Origin of the sequence: Maribacter cobaltidurans, from assembly GCF_002269385.1 — a bacterium.
GTDB lineage: Bacteria > Bacteroidota > Bacteroidia > Flavobacteriales > Flavobacteriaceae > Maribacter > Maribacter cobaltidurans.
The window spans coordinates 1,080,530-1,098,989 of sequence record NZ_CP022957.1 but is presented as its reverse complement, the minus strand read 5'-3'; the positions used below and the strand labels follow the sequence as shown (position 1 = coordinate 1,098,989).

General features: G+C 39.9%; 8 protein-coding genes. 3 read left to right on the top strand and 5 right to left on the bottom strand.

The window, feature by feature from the left end:
* Positions 1–4: 4 nt before the first annotated feature.
* Positions 5–3,340 carry a VCBS repeat-containing protein gene (locus CJ263_RS04720; protein WP_094996198.1) on the top strand — a complete coding sequence of 1,112 codons (3,336 nt, stop codon included), beginning with the start codon at positions 5–7 and terminating at the stop codon, positions 3,338–3,340.
* Here CJ263_RS04720 and CJ263_RS04715 read toward each other — a convergent pair.
* The 5 genes from CJ263_RS04715 to CJ263_RS04695 form a co-directional block, all read right to left on the bottom strand.
* Positions 3,337–5,277 carry a sialate O-acetylesterase gene (locus CJ263_RS04715; protein WP_199768159.1) on the bottom strand — a complete coding sequence of 647 codons (1,941 nt, stop codon included), beginning with the start codon at positions 5,275–5,277 and terminating at the stop codon, positions 3,337–3,339. The genes CJ263_RS04720 and CJ263_RS04715 overlap by 4 nt on opposite strands.
* Before the next feature lie 116 nt (positions 5,278–5,393).
* Positions 5,394–6,431 (bottom strand): glycoside hydrolase family 43 protein, encoded by a 1,038-nt coding sequence (locus CJ263_RS04710; RefSeq protein WP_094996196.1) that lies wholly within the window; start codon positions 6,429–6,431, stop codon positions 5,394–5,396.
* Between the two features lies 1 nt (position 6,432).
* On the bottom strand, positions 6,433–7,890 hold the full coding sequence (locus CJ263_RS04705; protein ID WP_094996195.1) for an MFS transporter: 1,458 nt from the start codon (positions 7,888–7,890) through the stop codon (positions 6,433–6,435).
* Positions 7,891–7,900: 10 nt separating this feature from the next.
* Positions 7,901–9,112, bottom strand: coding sequence for an endo-1,4-beta-xylanase (locus tag CJ263_RS04700; protein WP_094996194.1), 1,212 nt, complete (start codon positions 9,110–9,112; stop codon positions 7,901–7,903).
* A gap of 136 nt (positions 9,113–9,248) precedes the next feature.
* Positions 9,249–13,385, bottom strand: coding sequence for a hybrid sensor histidine kinase/response regulator transcription factor (locus CJ263_RS04695; protein ID WP_094996193.1), 4,137 nt, complete (start codon positions 13,383–13,385; stop codon positions 9,249–9,251).
* A gap of 396 nt (positions 13,386–13,781) precedes the next feature.
* On the opposite strand from CJ263_RS04695, the gene CJ263_RS04690 reads away from it, so the two are divergent.
* Together CJ263_RS04690 and CJ263_RS04685 are read left to right on the top strand one after the other, a co-directional pair.
* On the top strand, positions 13,782–15,926 hold the full coding sequence (locus CJ263_RS04690; RefSeq protein WP_094999117.1) for an alpha-glucuronidase family glycosyl hydrolase: 2,145 nt from the start codon (positions 13,782–13,784) through the stop codon (positions 15,924–15,926).
* 243 nt (positions 15,927–16,169) lie between these two features.
* The gene (locus CJ263_RS04685) at positions 16,170–18,446 is read left to right on the top strand and encodes an outer membrane protein assembly factor BamB family protein (RefSeq protein WP_233726895.1); all 2,277 of its coding nucleotides are present in this window, start codon (positions 16,170–16,172) and stop codon (positions 18,444–18,446) included.
* Positions 18,447–18,460 lie beyond the last annotated feature (14 nt).

Sequence of the window (18,460 nt, the reverse complement as noted above, 5' to 3'; positions counted from 1 at the left end):
CTGTATGCGAAAGATTATCGGTATTGTGTCATTTTTATTATTTCTGGGCTGCGACACCAAAAAGTCCCCTAAAACCATGTTTGAAATGGTTTCGAGTGAGCATTCCGGACTCACTTTCAGCAATACGATTACAGAAAACGAAACATTGAATATTCTTGATTACGAGTACCTGTATAATGGTGGAGGTGTGGGTATAGGTGATTTCAATTCAGATGGTCTACCTGATGTTTTTTTTACGGGCAATATGGTGAACAGTCGTATTTATCTTAATCTTGGCAATCTTAAATTTAAGGATATTACAGAATCTTCTGGTATTAAAACCAATGCCTGGTGTACTGGTGTTTCCATAATGGATATAAATAACGATGGAAAGCCGGACATACATATTTCAACCGCTCACGACCTTTCTTTGAATAATTCTGAAAACTACTTTTTTATTAATGATACGGACGAAAAAGGCAATGTACAATTCAGAAACCTATCAAAAGAAATGAATCTGGCCGATTTATCCTATACTATGCAAGCCGTTTGGTTGGATTATGATCGTGATGGTGATTTGGATCTTTTTTTGGCCAATAATTCCAAAGAGGAATATCCAAAGAATAATCCATTTGGTCAGCGAGAGGATGGTAAAGGAAAAAGTACGGACAAGCTCTATAGAAATTCGGGGGTAAGTGAAAGCGGGATACCATGGTTTGAGGATGTCTCCAAAGAAGCAGGAATAAGTATTGAAGGTTGGAGCTTAGGGGTCGCCGTATTAGATATAAATAATGACCAATATCCAGATATTTATGTGGCGAATGATTTTATATCCAACGACTTACTTTACGTCAATAATGGGAATGGTACGTTTACCAATAAAATAAATTCCTATTTCAAGCATCAAAGCCATAATAGTATGGGAATGGATGTAGCCGATATCAATAACGATGGTGCGCAGGATTTACTGGTTCTTGATATGCTTCCCGATGACAATTTGAGAAAGAAAACAATGTTTGCGGATATTCCCTTTGATCGCTTTAATACTTCCGTAAACGTGGGCTACCAACCTCAGTATGTAAGAAATGTTCTTCAGCTAAATACTGATGAAGCAGGATTTAGTGACATAGGCTACTCCGCAGGTGTAGCACAGACAGACTGGTCTTGGTCTCCCCTCATTGCAGATTTTGACAATGATGGTTTACGGGATATCTATATTACCAACGGTTACCGAAAGGATATTACAGATATGGATTTTGTGGATTTCTACAATTCCATGAACACTTTTGGCTCCATAGCGGACCGTGAGGCCAGGCTCAAGGAACAATTGAATACCATGAAAGGAATGAAAAAATCCAATTTTTTCTTTAGAAACAATGGTTCCAATTCCTTTACCGATGAAACCCTAAATTTGGGCCTTTCAATTCCGTCGTATTCCAATGGGGCCGCCTATGCCGATTTTGATCAGGATGGGGACTTGGACCTAGTGGTCAATAATATTAACGAGGAAGCCTTATTTTTTGAAAATAAACTCAATGGTTCAAGTGGGCAAAATACAAACTATCTCAGAATAGCCATGGAACCAAATGCCGAATTCTTGGGAGCAAAAGTCTGGGTTTATTCTAGTTCCGGTGTAAAATATGGTGAATATTACCCTCAGAAAGGCTATTTGTCCTCATTTGAGCCTTATTTACATTTTGGTATGGGTCCTGAAACTTCCGCGGATTCGCTAAAAATACTTTGGCCAGACCAAACGGTTTCTCTTTACAAAAATGTGAAAGTCAATCAAGTGCTCAGTCCAAAAAAACAAATTTTGGATAGCAAAAATGTTCCAAAAAACGTAAAGGGCGAACCGATGTTCTATCAAACTTTCTTAAAGGGCGTCAACTATGTTCATCAAGAAAGCCTCTTTGATGATTTTAAAAAATGGCCGTTGAATTTTCGGGGATATAGCAAACCCGGTCCAGTACTTGAATCCGGCGATGTTGATGGAGATGGTTTGAAGGATTTTTTTGTGGGTGGTACAGCGAACAACGAAGCAATCATTTATATTCAAAACAAATCTGATGGTTTTACAGCACAGCGATTTCAAATTTCAAAAGAAGAGATTCTACCGGAAAATTCAGGCGCATGCTTTTTTGATGTGGACAATGATGGGGATTTGGATTTATATATTGCCAATGGTAGTTCCGAAAATTTTGCTAAACCACAGTTGTATCAAGATCAGCTCTATCTAAACGATGGTCTTGGCCATTTTGAAAGAAGTTTAGATGCCCTTCCTGAAATAGCATATCCTACCAATACTGTAGTTCCAATGGACATGGATAAAGATGGTGATATGGATTTATTTGTAGGTGGGCGTCTAGATTCAAAGAATTTTCCCTTTTCTCCCAGGTCATATATCCTAGAAAACAGTAATGGCAATTTTAAAGATATTACTGATAAAATTGCGCCTGAGCTGCGCTTTCCTGGAATGATAACAGACGGCACGGCTAGTGATGTCAATAATGACGGGTGGATAGACCTAATGCTTGTTGGGGAATGGAATCCCATTCAGGTATTTTTAAATAAGGAAGGCCGTTTTGAACTGGACAGGAGTAAGAATGGGCTGGTGAATACCAATGGTTGGTGGAACTGCATAAAGGCGGCTGATTTTGATGGCGATGGGGATACTGATTTTGTAGCAGGCAACTGGGGATTGAATAATCCCTTTAAAGCTAGTATTAAAGAGCCTTTGGGGTTGTATGCCAAGGATTTTGACAATAATGGCTCTATAGAGCCTATAATGACGTACTTCGTTCAAAATAAGGAGTACATTTTTCATCCTAGGGGTACCTTGATGAAGCAACTTCCCATGATCCGAAAAATGACAAATAATTACGAGGGCTATGGAAAAAAGACGTTCTCCGAACTTTTTGATAAAGATAAAATCGACAAACAGGGTACATTCAAGGCCTACCAACTTTCTTCGGTATATATTGAAAATCTTGGTAATGGAAGTTTTAAAAGCATACCCTTACCACAAGATGTGCAATGGTCTCCCGTTTTTGATTTTAAGATTACCGATCTGAATGGCGATAATAGACTGGATGTTTTGGCCGTGGGTAATTTTAACGATACGGAGGTTCTGACCGGTCACTATGACGCTGGTAACGGTAACGTGCTCTTGAATTTAGGGGAGGGTAATTTTAACAGCTTATCTATCGGTCAAAGTGGTTTCGCAGTTCTTGGAGAAGCGCGATCTATCCTAAACTTAAAAACGAAGGAAGGTAGTGAACTATTTATTATAGGTCTTCAAAATGACAGCCTAAAGGTGTTCACTAAAAGTTCGGTGATTTCAAAGAAACCACTATTGCCTTAGTGTATAGTTTGAAAAGGGGAGGCGGGCAAACCCTCTTTGTTATATAGGTTTGGATTGTCGGGATTATCCGCCCATGCATATCGGACATATTTGGGGTCCTTAATTTTATCGTTCCAAACAACGATTTTATCGTTTACTATCCTTGCTTTGGCCCAAACAAAATTTCTATCTCCACCCGCAATGGCAAATTCGCTAAGCGGTTTTCCATCGTTAGAAACAAGACCGCTTCCAATGTGATCAAAGGATATGGTAATTTTACCGTTTGTAATCTCGTAGTCTTTATAAATGGGACCTGAATAAACGATGTTTTCATCATAAGCCAATTTCAAGGCGGCAAGGGCCAGGCGTTCGCCAACGTCTTTTTTGTTATCTGGGTGAATATCGTTCCATTCCCCCAAATCTATATTTACGGTCATGGCCGTATTTGGAATAGACAATGCAGCCAACTGTGATTGTCTAAGTTTGGCCCAATCACTTTCTTCGGGTAGATAGTTCACTTCCATAAAATTGGGTAACTGTGCATAGATGAAAGGTAGATTGGGTTCATTAAATTTGGTGCGCCAATCTATTATTAAAGTGCGCAGCAAATCATCGTATTTTTCTGGATTACGGGAATTACTTTCCCCTTGGTACCAAAGTATTCCCTTTAAGGAAAGCTGGGTGTACGGCGCCACCATAGCGTTAAACAGTGCCGTAGGTTCGTTTTGGGCATTTATAGGTCTGGTTGCTGCAGTTGACTGTTCTTGTGGTTTAAAAACTTCGCCTACTTTATACTCCCAATACCCTTTTAAATCGACGGTGTCCGTTTCGTTAAAAAGATAATAGGGCTTATCAGGAACAAACCCACCCTTTCCATTATAATTGGTCACTTTTATAACAAAGACGTTTTTGCCCGATTTTAAAATATTTTCTGGAACAGAATAACGTCGTTGTGGATACTGATAGGTGGTTTTCCCTATTTGATGGCCATTGATATACAACATATCGGCATCAACTATTCTACCTAAAAAAATGCGGGAGGCTTTTCCCGCCATCGATTTGGGCAGCTTAATTTCCTTACGGTACCATACTACTCCATTTAAGTTTCGTATACCCTGATCTTCCCAATACCCAGGTATGTTGATTCTTCTCCAATCCTTGGGCTCAAAATTGGGTGCATACCATGGGATGCGACCATTTAAACCCTCATCGGTAGGCTCAAGAATACCATTGTCTACAACGCTGTTTGCTGCAATACGACTATTGACATAGGCGGTATCCTTATTTTTATTGACGACTGCCAATATTTCGGGAAAATTTTCGAAACCCTCTGTACTCGTCCAAGCTTCAATTGGGGTTCCGCCAACACTGGCATTTATCAATCCTATAGGAATTCCATATCGTTCATAGATTTTTTTTGCAAAAAAATAGGCCACCGCAGAAAAGTTTCTAATTTCATCCTTTGTGGCAACTTGCCATTCCCCTCCTTGAAAATTCTGTTCAGGGCCAATTAGACTTGTTTGGGTGGGAATCTTAAAATGTCGAATTTCCGGATAGTTGGCAATGGCAATTTCATCTGCATAGGTAACATCGTGAATATTGAGTTGATGTACCATATTGGATTGCCCGGCACATAACCATACGTCTCCAATTAAAATGTCTTTTAACTCGATTTCGTTTCTAGCGTTAATTTTAAGTGTATAAGGTCCTCCTGCCTTCATTTTGGGGAACTCAACGTTCCAACTTCCATCGGAAGCCGTAATGGTATTCCGTATTTTTCCATTGAAAGATACTTTTATATGTTCTCCTTTCGTCGCCCACCCCCAAATTTTTATGGGTGAATTTCGCTGCAACACCATGCTGTCACGTAATATTTGGGGCAGGGAAACCTGCGCATGGCATTTTAATCCTATTATAGCGAAGCATAGAAGTATTAGATGGTGTATTTTGTAGTTCACGCTATTTGAAATAGTTAGGAAGGTTATGTTTCAAAATTAAAGAAGCTGAATAGCCAATAATCAATCACCAAAAAAGTGAAATCACCAATCCAAACGGTATTTACGTTTTGTTCAAACTAGTCCATATACGGCTTTATGGTGGTTATACTACCGTCAGCTTGATGTTCGATTACGGTCATTTTAATCGACCTTAAATGCGTTGCCCCTTTGGACAAGGAGGAATCGTGATAGAACAAATACCATTTCCCTTTAATTTCACAAATGGAATGATGCGAGGTCCAACCCACTACGGGTTCTAAAATACGCCCACGATAGGTAAAAGGGCCATACGGTGAATCTCCAGTAGCATAGCAGATAAAGTGGGTGTCTCCAGTGGAATAGGAGAAATAATAGGTGCCCTTATACTTGTGCAACCAAGCCGCTTCAAAAAACCTACGTTCGTTATCTCCCGCTAAAAGTAAATTGCCCTTTTCGTCCAGTATGGAAATTTCTTTGGGTTTTTCAGAAAACTGCAACATGTCATCGGCCATTTTGGCGACCCATGGCAATAGGGCCGGTTCATGATCTGCCGGTAAGTGGGCAACTGGACTTTCCGGCTCATCAGCATTAAAAGTACCGGTTCGCCAGCGTTGTAGTTGTCCGCCCCACAAACCTCCAAAGTACATGTAGTGGCTACCGTCTTCATCCTCAAAAACCGCTGGATCAATAGAGAAACTTCCCTTAATTGCCTCTTTTTCAGGAATGAAAGGTCCGGTTGGGGTATCACTCACGGCAACCCCTATTCGAAATATACCATCATACGCTTTGGCAGGAAAGTACAAATAGTACTTCCCGTTCTTAACCGCTGCATCAGGAGCCCACATCTGTCTCTCTGCCCATGGAACATCCTTAACATGAAGGGCCACGCCATGATCTACAGCTTCACTATCTACCGTATCCATACTGATAACATGGTAATCTTCCATTGCAAAATGGCTTCCCAAATCGTCGAATGCCTCTCCCGCATCCACATCATGGGAGGGATAAATATATATTTTACCATCGAAATAATGTGCAGATGGATCGGCGGTATATATATGGGTGACCAAAGGTTGTGAGATGGCCTTTTTGTTCAATTCATCAAAATCGATATGTTCAATACTTTCTTCTGGCATGCTATTTATTTTCTCTTCTTGTGATTAAATCGTTTTCAATCTGCGTTTCCATTTTTTTGTTTATTTCATAAAGAAACAGCAGTGCTATGGCTGTAAAAAATGCAATGGATGGATATATACTCACCAGCATTCTAGTACCTTCAATTGCGCTGTCTGGCTGCACAATGGTATCGGTCGTGGCAAATTTCTTTGGTATGTAGTCGTATAGACCCAATATCCATGTTACCAAGGAACTTCCAATAGTAAGTCCTAATTTTAATCCGATCATCATGGCAGAAAATATTATGGCGGTAGCCCTTCTATTGTTTCTCCATTCTGAATAATCGGCCACATCCGCAATCATGGCCCACAATAGAGGTATGGTAATCCCATAAAAGAATCCATGTAGGATTTGTGAAAAGAACATTAATCCTACCGATGTAGGGGCGAAGAAATAGAAAATGGCTATAAATATGGTGGATACGAACAGCGCCGCTCCAAATACGTCCCGCTTGCCAAATCTGTCCGCTAAGCCCTTTGAAAGGGATATGCCGACAATCATAAATATGATTCCCCCTGCGTTGAACAATCCAAAACCGGCAGAAGTTGGATCATCTCCAAAAAAGTCGACCCCAATATTGGTTAGACCATTCAAAAGCGGACGAATAAATTGATCCAAACTAGCAGCATCTACGTAGTTTTCAAAATAGTAAACGTAAGAACCTCCCTTCATGGCTAGCGTAATAAAAACGAGTGTTGTTAGTACAAGCATTATTATCCAAGGTCTGTTCTTCATTAAATCGCCTAAATCCTCTTTCAAACTTGATTTTTGTTCCGGAGTAGGCACAACCCTTTCTTTGGTAGTAAAGAAAGTAATTAAAAGCATTATGGTCCCTATTATGGCCAAATAGGTCATAACGGTCTCGATACCTTCCGCCTTGTTGCCATCTCCAGCGTACATGATAATAGGGAGCATAAAAACCTGTACAAAAAACTGTGCAAACATTACCGCAACGAACCTATATGAGGAAATGCTGTTGCGTTCCTTCATACTACCGGTAATTACGCCACTCAATGCAGCATAAGGCAGGTTATTTGCAGCATATAGCAACAACAATAAGGTATAGGTAATTGCCGCATAGGCAACCTTACCCGGGTAATCAAAATTGGGCGTGCTGAATGCCAAAAGGGCGACGATGCCCAATGGAACCGAAGTAAATAAAATCCAAGGTCTGAATTTACCCCATTTGCTTCTGGTTCTATCGGCAAGAGCTCCTACAATTGGATTGAAGGCAAAGGCAGATACAATACCTACCACAAAGATAATTACCGATGCATCGTCCGTTTCCAATCCATAAATATCCGTATAGAAATAGGCCAGATAGGTTACTAAAGTTTGGAAAACGAGATTGGCTGAAAGGTCACCAAGACTATATCCAATTTTTTCCCTTACGGATAATTGATGTGATTCTTTGGTCATTCTATTTTTATTAATTGGCTAAAGGTTGTTGGTCAAATCTTTTTTTTAAGGCAATTATGCTGTCATAGGCCGCTTTTGGCTTTAAATCCCTGTCAAAAAGCAGTGGGTAGTTGGTCCTGCCCCTAATAGGAAAGCCATTCAACCATGATTGACCATCACTGAGACCCCAAAAGGTAACCCTGCTTATTTTGTCTTTGTGTTTTAAAAAAATATTGAAAATATCCTTATATCTGTTTGCCAACTGTACTTGTACTGAATCAGGAAGGCCATTGCTGTAGGGATTCATACCTTCATTGTTTTCAAAGTTTTGACTAATTTCGGCGCCCTCCAAATCCCATGGGTTGGGCAAAACACTTACATCCAATTCCGTAATGGCGACCTTGACACCTAGAGCCGAATAATCCAAAATACTTTGCTCAATTTCTTCCAAAGAGGGTGAATTTAAATGCCAGTGGCCCTGCATACCTATGCCGTCCACTTTTCCTCCCTGCTCTTTTATTTTTTTCACCATTCTAATGGCACCCTGTCTTTTTTCTGGATTGGTCATATTGTAATCATTATAATATAGGTCTGCCTTTGGATCCACCTCTGCGGTCCATTTAAATACCGAGGTCAAATAATCCTCGCCCATTTTTTCTAGAAATATTGATTTTCTAAGCGTACCATCTTCATTCAGGGCCTCATTAACCACATCCCATGAATCTACTTTTCCCTTAAAATGTTGAGCTAGGTCCTTTATATGTTTTTCTGTAGCGGTTGAGAACTCCAAGCTATCCTCGATAGTACTGAACCAAGGGGATAATTGGCTGTGCCAAATCAATGTATGACCATGGATGAACATATCATACTTTTCACCTAATGCCACAAATTTATCCGCCATTTCGAAGTTGAAACTGTCGCGTTGCGGGTGAATGATCATCGATTTCATTATGTTTTCTGCCGTAATGCTATTGAATTCCTTTTTGACAACGTTAAGCGAAAGGCTGTCCGCTTGGTCTATTATACGGCCGTTTAATGCAACACCTATATAGAAATCTTTGCTAAAAGTGTCCTTTAGACACTCGGTACTGGGAATGCTTTTTTTGGGAGCATCAGAGCAACTAAGAATAATAAGGTTGCAAATAATAAGTAATGAAACATTGATTGGATTGCGATTGATACGAAGTTTTTTAGACTTTCCCAACCGAATAACTAGCTGTTCATGTTTTAACGTGACTTTCATTGTTGTCGTTTTGGATAAAACTAAAGGAAATTGAAATGATGCTATATTACATTTGTAGCCTTATCTCTTACAGATGTTGTATGGATGACAAATATAATTTTTCTTCCGGGATGTTCCTGAGGTATCATTCTTCGGGCTATTTTGTTTTTAGTTCTGTGGGTAAAACACCAAATTCGGATTTAAAACAACGGCTAAAATAAGAAGGGGATGAAAACCCAACCTTGAAGCCAACTTCGGCAATTGATTCGCTACCATTTTCAATCATTTTCTTGGCTTTTTCCAATCTTACCTTTCGTATCAACTCATTAGGGGTCAAACCGGTCATGGCCTTTATTTTTCTATACAATTGGCTTCTGCTCAGATGCATGTCGTCTGCCAAGTGCTCCACGTTCAGGTCACTCTTGTCAATATTTTTGTTGAGATGGTCCAATACTTTCTGCATGAAAGATTTGTCCATATCCGTAGTTTTTTCCAAAAGGCTTAACTTATTAGGGTCGTTCAAATTTTTATTGATATAAACTTGACGGTTTTCAATCAACCTTTTTAGATATGAGTTTAATAGCCCCATATCAAAGGGTTTGGTCAAGTAAACATCTGCACCCGCATTAACACCTTTTATCTTATCGTCACCCATGATCTTAGCGGTAAGCATGATTATGGGAATATGGCTTGTACCGAGATTACTTTTAAGGGCTCGACTAAATTCAACGCCATCCAATTCAGGCATCACCACATCGGTTATAATTAGGTCTGGTGATTTTTTGGTTGCTATTTCCAATCCTTGTAGGCCATTGGAAGCTTCCAATATATTATATTCAAAAGAGAGCTCATACTTTAAATAGGAGCGCAATTCAGTATTGTCCTCAACGATAAGTAAGGTCCTTTTTAAATCGTTTTCAAGGTCCGGTGAAATTTCAGTTTGGATTGAATTTTGTTCTGGCAAAAAACTTACATTATTTTGTTTTACAAACATTTCATCGGTGTTGAAGTGGTCATTCCCCAACGGAAGAAAAATCCTGAACTTTGTGCCCACGGACACTTCACTTTCCACTATTATTTCACCCTTTAGTAAATCAACAAAATTTTTGACTACTTCAAGTCCAATACCTGTACCGCCATAATATTGGCTGTTCATATTTTTCACTTGATAAAACCGGTCAAATATCTTTTTTACTTCTTCTTGGTTAATCCCACTGCCCGTATCCTCAATATAAATTTCAACAGCGGGTAATGAATTTTTTTCATCGATCAAAGAAAAAACAACGTCGTTGCTGCATTGAGTTACACCTATAGTAATAGTGCCATTTTCAGGTGTTACCTTAAAGGCATTTGAAAGAATATTAAAAATTATCTTTTCCAACAGCCCTGGGTCGCTCCAAAGACTTATGGGCAACTTTTCATATTCTAGTAGCATGGCGATATTTTTTAATATGGCCTCCTCTTTAAAATGATTCGTAATTTCCTTTACGAAGGAATGAGCATCTATTTCGGAAACTTTGATTGAAAATTTATTCAATTGAAGTTTTCTAAAGTCCATCAATTCATCAATTAGTCTTTTTAGCCTGGTGGCATTTTTATAAACAATATTGTGTTTGTCATGCACTGCCTTGGGAAGTTCATAAGAAGAATTCGACATAATATCGTTCAACGGATTTAAAATGAGCGTCAGCGGGGTTCGGAACTCATGAGAAATGTTCGTGAAGAACTGTATTTTTCTGTCATTAAGTTCTTCTTCTTGAATGCGTTTAGCACGTTCAAGCTGTACGAGGCGCTTTTCACGAATGCGTTCCTTTAGTAGTCGATACAGCCAAGATGAAAACAGAATAATAATTACCAAATAACAGGCAATGGCCATGTGGGTTTTCCACCAAGGAGCCAAAATATTTAGTTCTAAAGTTGTCACTTCATCGTTCCATATACCATCATTATTGGCGGCTTTTACCTTGAAAACATATTCCCCAGGTGAAAGATTGGTGTATGTTGCACTTCTGGTATTGCCAACATAGTTCCATGTGTCTTCCAAGCCTTCCATATAATAGGCATATTGGTTTTTTTCGGGCCTAGTGAAATTTATGCCCATAAATTCAATGGTAAAGACCCCCTGACGATGGTTTAACGTGACCTGATCTGTTTCGGAAATAACTTGTTGAAGTGGCGAATCCTTCTGATGGATATCTACTGATTTGTTGTAAATTTTAAAATCGGTAAAGTAAACTTCCGGTTTTTTTTTGTTTATCGGAATATTGGCAGGTTCAACAATATTTACTCCTTTGTAATTCCCAAAATATAAAGTACCATCAGTATCCTTATAGGCAGCATTGAAATTGAAATCATTTGTAAGTAGACCATCATACGTATCATAGTTGGTAATTTGGTTCCTTGATTTGTCAAAGCACGATAGACCTTTGTTTCCGGCCATCCATAGTCTTCCATCATCTGATTCTATTATGGTGGCGATTGTCTCCTGTTGAAGACCATGTTCTTTGTTGAACCATTTAATGGAATCGTCCTTGGTCGTATAACGCCAAACACCGGCACCATCTGTACCTATCCATACATTTTGGTTTTTATCCTCGTACAGTGAGACGATTACATCTATGCTGGTTTTCAGGGAATTTTCCTCTTCCAAAGTAGTTTTTAATACAACTTTGCTAAATGTTGAGCTGGAATTTGCAGGTCTTTTAAAAAGACCACTGGTTGTGGCAACCCAAATCTCGTTTTTGTGATCCACCAGAATTTTTCTTATTTCTGCCCGGTTGGTTTTCAAATCGGTAAACAACTTATCGTCCACGAAACCAAAGGAGCGTTTTTGGTAATCGTAATAATGAAGTCCGTTGGAAAAGGTGCCGATCCAAATTTTACCGTTAACATCTTCGGAAAAACTCATGACCCTGTTTGATTTCAGGCCATTGTTGGTATTTTCCATATGAAAATGTTGGAAAACCTTTTTATTTTTTGGCAGAAAAAATATACCCGAATTCCAAGTACCTACCCATAAGTTATCCTGGCTATCCAAAAACAGGGTTTGGACATCATCTGCTCCTAATCCGTTGGCGATGCCATTATCGGGTTCCAATAAGTGCACAATTTTTTTGGTATCCAAATCATAAACATCGATACCTCCACCGTCCATGCCGATCCAAAGCCTATTTTTTAAATCCTTGATGATTCCTGTAACAGAGGAAGATTGTAAGGAATTTTGAACATTCGGGAGGCTTTGTATGTCCTTGAATTTATCATAATATCGATCGTAAACACCTACACCCTTGTTGTAATACCCAATCCAAATACGTTCTTGTCGATCTACAAATAGGGACCAGACCGAATTAGATTTTATACTGTTCAAGTCAAATTTATCATATCGATAGTTTTTGACCAGATCACCTTCTTTGGAAACAACAAATAAACCGTCATTTTCAGTACCACAGAGGATATTGCCATCCGGGGCTTGCACCATTGTCAATATGCGTTCTGTGGTAATTTCATAGACATGTAGCGAATTTTGATTTGGGAATGTTGTTACTACTTTCATCAACCCTTTAGAATGGGTGCCCATCCAAAGTGAGCCATCGGTATCAATTAACAATGATTCCACATTAACATCTGAATTCGAAGTAAGGACTTCATCCTTAAAAATGACTTTTTTTATTTGCCCATTATCATATTCAAAGAGGCCCTTATTGGAGCCAATAAAAATTTTCCCCGAGCCATGACGAACCATACAATTGATCATTATGGGTACGGAAACATGGTTACCGATTGATACCGATTTTCCTTTTAAAGTCTCTACATCTACCTCAAATAACCCATTGGCGATGGAACCTATTAATAATTTGTCGTTAGCTACCTCAACAATGGCGTTGACGACTACGGTATTGAGTAGTATTCCCTCATTATAAAAAGAAACCTGTTTGAAGTTATCATATTTGCTTTGGTAGATATTTAGACCTACCTCGGTACCTATCCATAGTTGGTTTGCACTGTCAATGTATGACGTATGTACCAAGGAACTGTTCAAAGAGTTAGGATTGTCAAATTCCTGTTTGTAGGCAACGATATCACTACCGTTATATTTGTTAAGTCCTACGCCGTAGGTGCCTATCCAAATTAGGCCTTTTTGATCTTGTACTATGGTTGAAACGGCACGCTGGGTTATGGGTTCTTCTAAATCTTCAAAAGAATAGGTGCTTTCCTGTGCGGATAATGGTTGAAATAGACATAAGACATATAGAATGCCCCAGGTATACCTGCCAAATATGTCTCCAATGTCCATCACGTTCAAATAATAAAGTACTAATATAATTTTTTTACATGGTTTACTTGGTTTAAAATGTCATATCGTCATTTTAAACCTATAATTAAAATCAAAATGATGGTGTAATTTCTAAAAACTAATTATATTCCTAAAATTAAGCTGATCAACCAATGGAGGTCGAATTTTATATTGCCCAAATCTTGGTTTATGCTTCAAAATTGACATTACAAGCAACATACCTCTTATTTGGCCCAGTGCATTTGAACTAAATTTGAGCGATATTTTATATAAAAGGTTGGGATTCTATGGATTGGTTAGTCCGTATAAATCTATTTATTCCTTTTGTAAACCTATTAAGGACAAAGACCAAAAAGGACAATGATAATTCCATTTAAAAATATACTTCTGTTTTGTATGCTACTTCTTATGGCGACAGCGTTTTCGCAATCCGTGGCCGATTATGACTTGTGGCTTTCTTACCAAAAAATATCAGATACTGAACTAGTGAACAAATATCGGGCCCAGACCAATGACATCGCTTTTATGGGTAATTCCGAAACCATAATCGTGGCCAAAGAGGAGCTTCGCTTAGGGTTGGGAAACATGTTGGGAAATTCTTCCGTGATAATGAATGCGGACCCGAACAGCGCTGACCTGATTGTCGGTACCAAGGACCAGCTCCATACAACAATACAAAATAGGTTGGCCAAAGATTTGGAGCAAGTAGGTGAGGAAGGCTTTGTTATAAAGGCTTTGGTACAAAAGGGCAAAAACGCTTTAGTACTTACGGCAAATACCGATATCGCAATTTTATATGGGGTTTTTAGGTTACTTGAATTAATGGGGCAACACCAAAGTCTTGACAAAATAAATTTGGTCGATGCTCCCAAAATAGATCTACGAATGCTCAACCATTGGGATAATTTAGACCGTACTGTAGAACGAGGCTACGCAGGGGCTTCCATTTGGAACTGGCAAAAACTCCCAGAATATATAGACCAACGTTACATTGATTATGCTCGGGCAAATGCCTCAATAGGCATAAATGCGGTATCGTTGACGAATGTCAACGCCAACGCCCTGATTTTAACGCCCATGTATTTGGAAAAAGTACAGGCTCTTGCCAATGTATTTAGGCCATACGGCATCAAAGTGTATCTCACGGCTCGTTTTTCTGCACCTATAGAAATTGGTGGGTTGGACACTGCAGATCCATTGGATCAAAATGTACAACAATGGTGGGATAAAAAGGCAGCGGAAATCTATGGTTTAATCCCGGATTTTGGCGGATTTCTGGTCAAGGCCAATTCCGAAGGACAACCGGGGCCGCAGAACTACGACCGTAACCATGTAGACGGTGCTAACATGATGGCGAAAGCGTTGCAGCCCCATGATGGCAATGTAATTTGGCGGGCCTTTGTATACTCTGAACATGATGCCGATGACCGTGCCAAGCAGGCCTATTCTGAATTTGTTCCTTACGATGGGCAGTTCATGGACAACGTTCTTGTACAGACCAAAAATGGTGCTATTGATTTTCAGCCTAGGGAACCTTTCCACCCCATGTTTGGGGCCATGCCCAAAACATCACAAATTATAGAATTTCAGATTACCCAAGAATATTTGGGTTTTAGTACCCATTTAGTGTTTTTACCCAAACTTTTTGAAGAAGTACTGGATTCCGATACGTATAGAAAGGGAAAGGGGTCAACCGTTGCCAAGGCCATAGATGGTTCTTTGTATGACAAGAAAATGACCGGTATGGTGGGTGTAGCCAATATCGGGTCCGACCTGAACTGGACCGGACACCCCTTTGCGCAGGCCAATTGGTACGGATTTGGACGTTTGGCCTGGAACCCTTATTTAGACGCTGAGACTATTGCCGATGAATGGTTGCGACTGACCTATTCCAACGAGAACGCCTTTGTTAATCCGATGAAAGAACTCTTGATCGATTCTCGAGAAGCTGTCGTAAACTATATGAATCCCCTTGGCCTGCACCATATTTTTGACACCGGCCACCATTATGGCCCTGGACCTTGGGTTAGTGAGCTTGGGCGACCCGAATGGAACCCCACCTATTACCACAATGCTGATGTAAATGGAATTGGTTTTGACCGTACAACGAAAGGTAGTAACGCCGTAGCACAATATGCTGAACCTTTGAGATTGCTATGGAACGACCCAAAAACAACTCCTGAAAAATATTTGTTGTGGTTCCATCATCTACCATGGGATTATGTCTTGGAGGATGGAAATACGCTCTGGGATGGCATAGCCTTAAAATACCAAGAAGGTGTGAACCAAGTAGCCGAAATGATTTCAACTTGGAAGAAAATGAAACCCTACGTGAGCGAAGAACAGCACAGAGAAGTCAAAATGCTGCTCAATATTCAATTAAAGGAGGCAAAATGGTGGCGAGATGCCTGTTTACTTTATTTTCAGACCTTTTCCAATAAGGATTTACCTAAAGGAGTTGAAAAACCAACACAAAGTCTGGACTATTTTAAATCCTTAAAGTTTCCTTTTGCACCGGGTATCCGGCCACAGTGGGATTGACGTTTTGGATTAGAGTTAGGTAGCTGTAACATGTATTTCTAAATGAGAATTAACAAAAATAAATCTGAAATTTTCGTAAAATTATGTGGTATTCAATGAAAACAGAAAAGAATAGTAACTCAACAGTGATTTTAAACGGATCGGATAAATACTAAATTTTTTCACTTGCAAAGTATTTTGAAGGATATTAGAATGCCCCAAATTTTGAATAGTGGTCGATTAAACTTTAAAACTAAATATAGAATGGTTTATCCATTTAACAAACTTATGTTCAAGCCTCGATTTTTTTTCATTTCCCCAAGTAAGCTAATTTGCCTTGCCATTTTAATTTTAACTATAGGTTGCCAACAAAAAGAAACAAATGCTACGCGCCATACAACGTGGTCCCATTATGGTGGAAGTCCGGACCAATCCAAATTCTTTGAATCACCCAGTATAACAAAGTCCAATGTGGCTCAAATGGAGCTGCTGTGGAGCTATCCTTCCGGTGATGACCGGTTTTATTTTTTCAGTCCCATTATTGTGGACAGTACCATGTATGTATTGGGAAAGAATAGTTCGCTAATCGCGATACATGCCAAAACAGGTGAAGAACTCTGGATACATACAGACCTTCCCGGTATTACGAGACGAGGTATTAATTATTGGGAAAGCGAGGATAAAAAAGACAAAAGATTGTTGTTTACCCTTAATAATTCTATTCAGGCCATAAACGCGGATACTGGAAAATCAATTTTAGATTTCGGAACTGAGGGATATGTTGATCTTAGGGAAGGATTAGATCGAGATCCAACATCCATTACTAGAATTCAACCCATGATGCCGGGGGTTATTTATGATGACCTTCTGATACTAGGTTCGGCACCCGGAGAAGGCTATTTTTCTCCACCAGGTCACATTAGGGCTTACAATGTTGTTACAGGTAAACTGGAATGGACCTTTCATACCATTCCGCATCCAGGAGAATATGGTTATGATACTTGGCCCAAGGATGCTTATAAATATGTAGGTGGGGCCAATGTATGGAGTGAAATTTCGGTAGACCCCGAACGTGGGATTGCTTATTTGCCAATAGGGTCGCCAACTTATGATTATTATGGTGCAGATCGCTTGGGCAGTAATTTGTTTGCCAACTCCTTGGTCGCCGTAGACGCCAGAACAGGGGAACGGATATGGCACTACCAAACCGTTCATCATGACCTTTGGGATTATGATCTTTCACCCGCACCTCAATTACTTACAGTGGATAAAGACGGTAAAAAAGTGGATGCCGTGGCCATAGCCACAAAACATGGTTTTGTATTCGTGTTCGACCGTGAAACCGGTGAGCCCTTATTTCCTATTGAGGAGAAACCATTTCCCAAAAGCGAAATGCCAGGAGAGGAATCCTGGCCAACACAGCCTATAAGCTCGCTTCCCAGTTTTACCAGACATGAGGTAACTAAAGAGAACTTGAATCCCTATTTTTCGGATAGCCTTCGTCAAGATTGGTTACAAAGACTGGATTCTGCCAAGTCTGGATTGTACGTACCGCCTTCGGATAAATATGAGACCATCATGATGCCCGGTGCATTAGGTGGCGCCAATTATGGCAATACCGCGGCTGACCCTCTCAATGGTATCATGTACATTCAAACCCAAGAGTATGCATCTACATATCGGTTGAACAAGGTTGAACCACCAAAAAATGAACTCACTGACAACGATGTCGATAGGGTCAAAAACCTTTATAATTCCTCCTGTATCGCCTGCCATGGTCCAAATATGGAGGGTGGGGCAGGACCTTCCCTAAAAAACATTGGGCATCACATGTTTTATTCGGAATTCAGGAATACCGTAATCAATGGAAAGGGTGTAATGCCTGGTTTGGTTCACGTAGACGAAGAGTCCTTAAAAGCTTTATTCAAGTTTCTTGGTGGTGATCCGGAACGCAGAAGTTTTAGATTTGGTAATCAACAGGCAGAACCTGTGTATGGTCCCGTAGTAGCTTCGGGAGGAGTAACCACCTCACCAGATGCACAACGTGGTGCTCCAATGCAGGATTATCCTGAAGGTGTTGACCATCCGGAAGATAGATACACTACGGATTATGGTTTGGATTGGCCCGGACTAATCGACCCGCCTTGGTCTTCAATTCTAGCCTATGACCTTAACAATGGCACTATTAAATGGCGACGACCCATTGGAGTGGATTCACTTTATGTTCAAGGTGACGAGAGCAAAGGAGCACCTAACGGTACCCAACGAAAGGGCATGGTTATTACGTCTACTGGCATTGTATTTACAACAGCTAAGGGAGGCAGGATTTATGCTCTGGATGCGGATGATGGGAGTGTGCTTTGGGAAACGACCTTGAGCAATGAGACCAATGCCCAACCAAGCATGTTTACTCTGGACGGAAAGCAATATTTGGTAATCAATGCAACCTCTAATTTTAGAAGTGACAGTTACGACCATTCAAAAAAGCCGGGAGCAATTGCCAAGGGATATGTGGTATACGGTATACCGGATAAGAAATAGAACTTTGGAAAAAA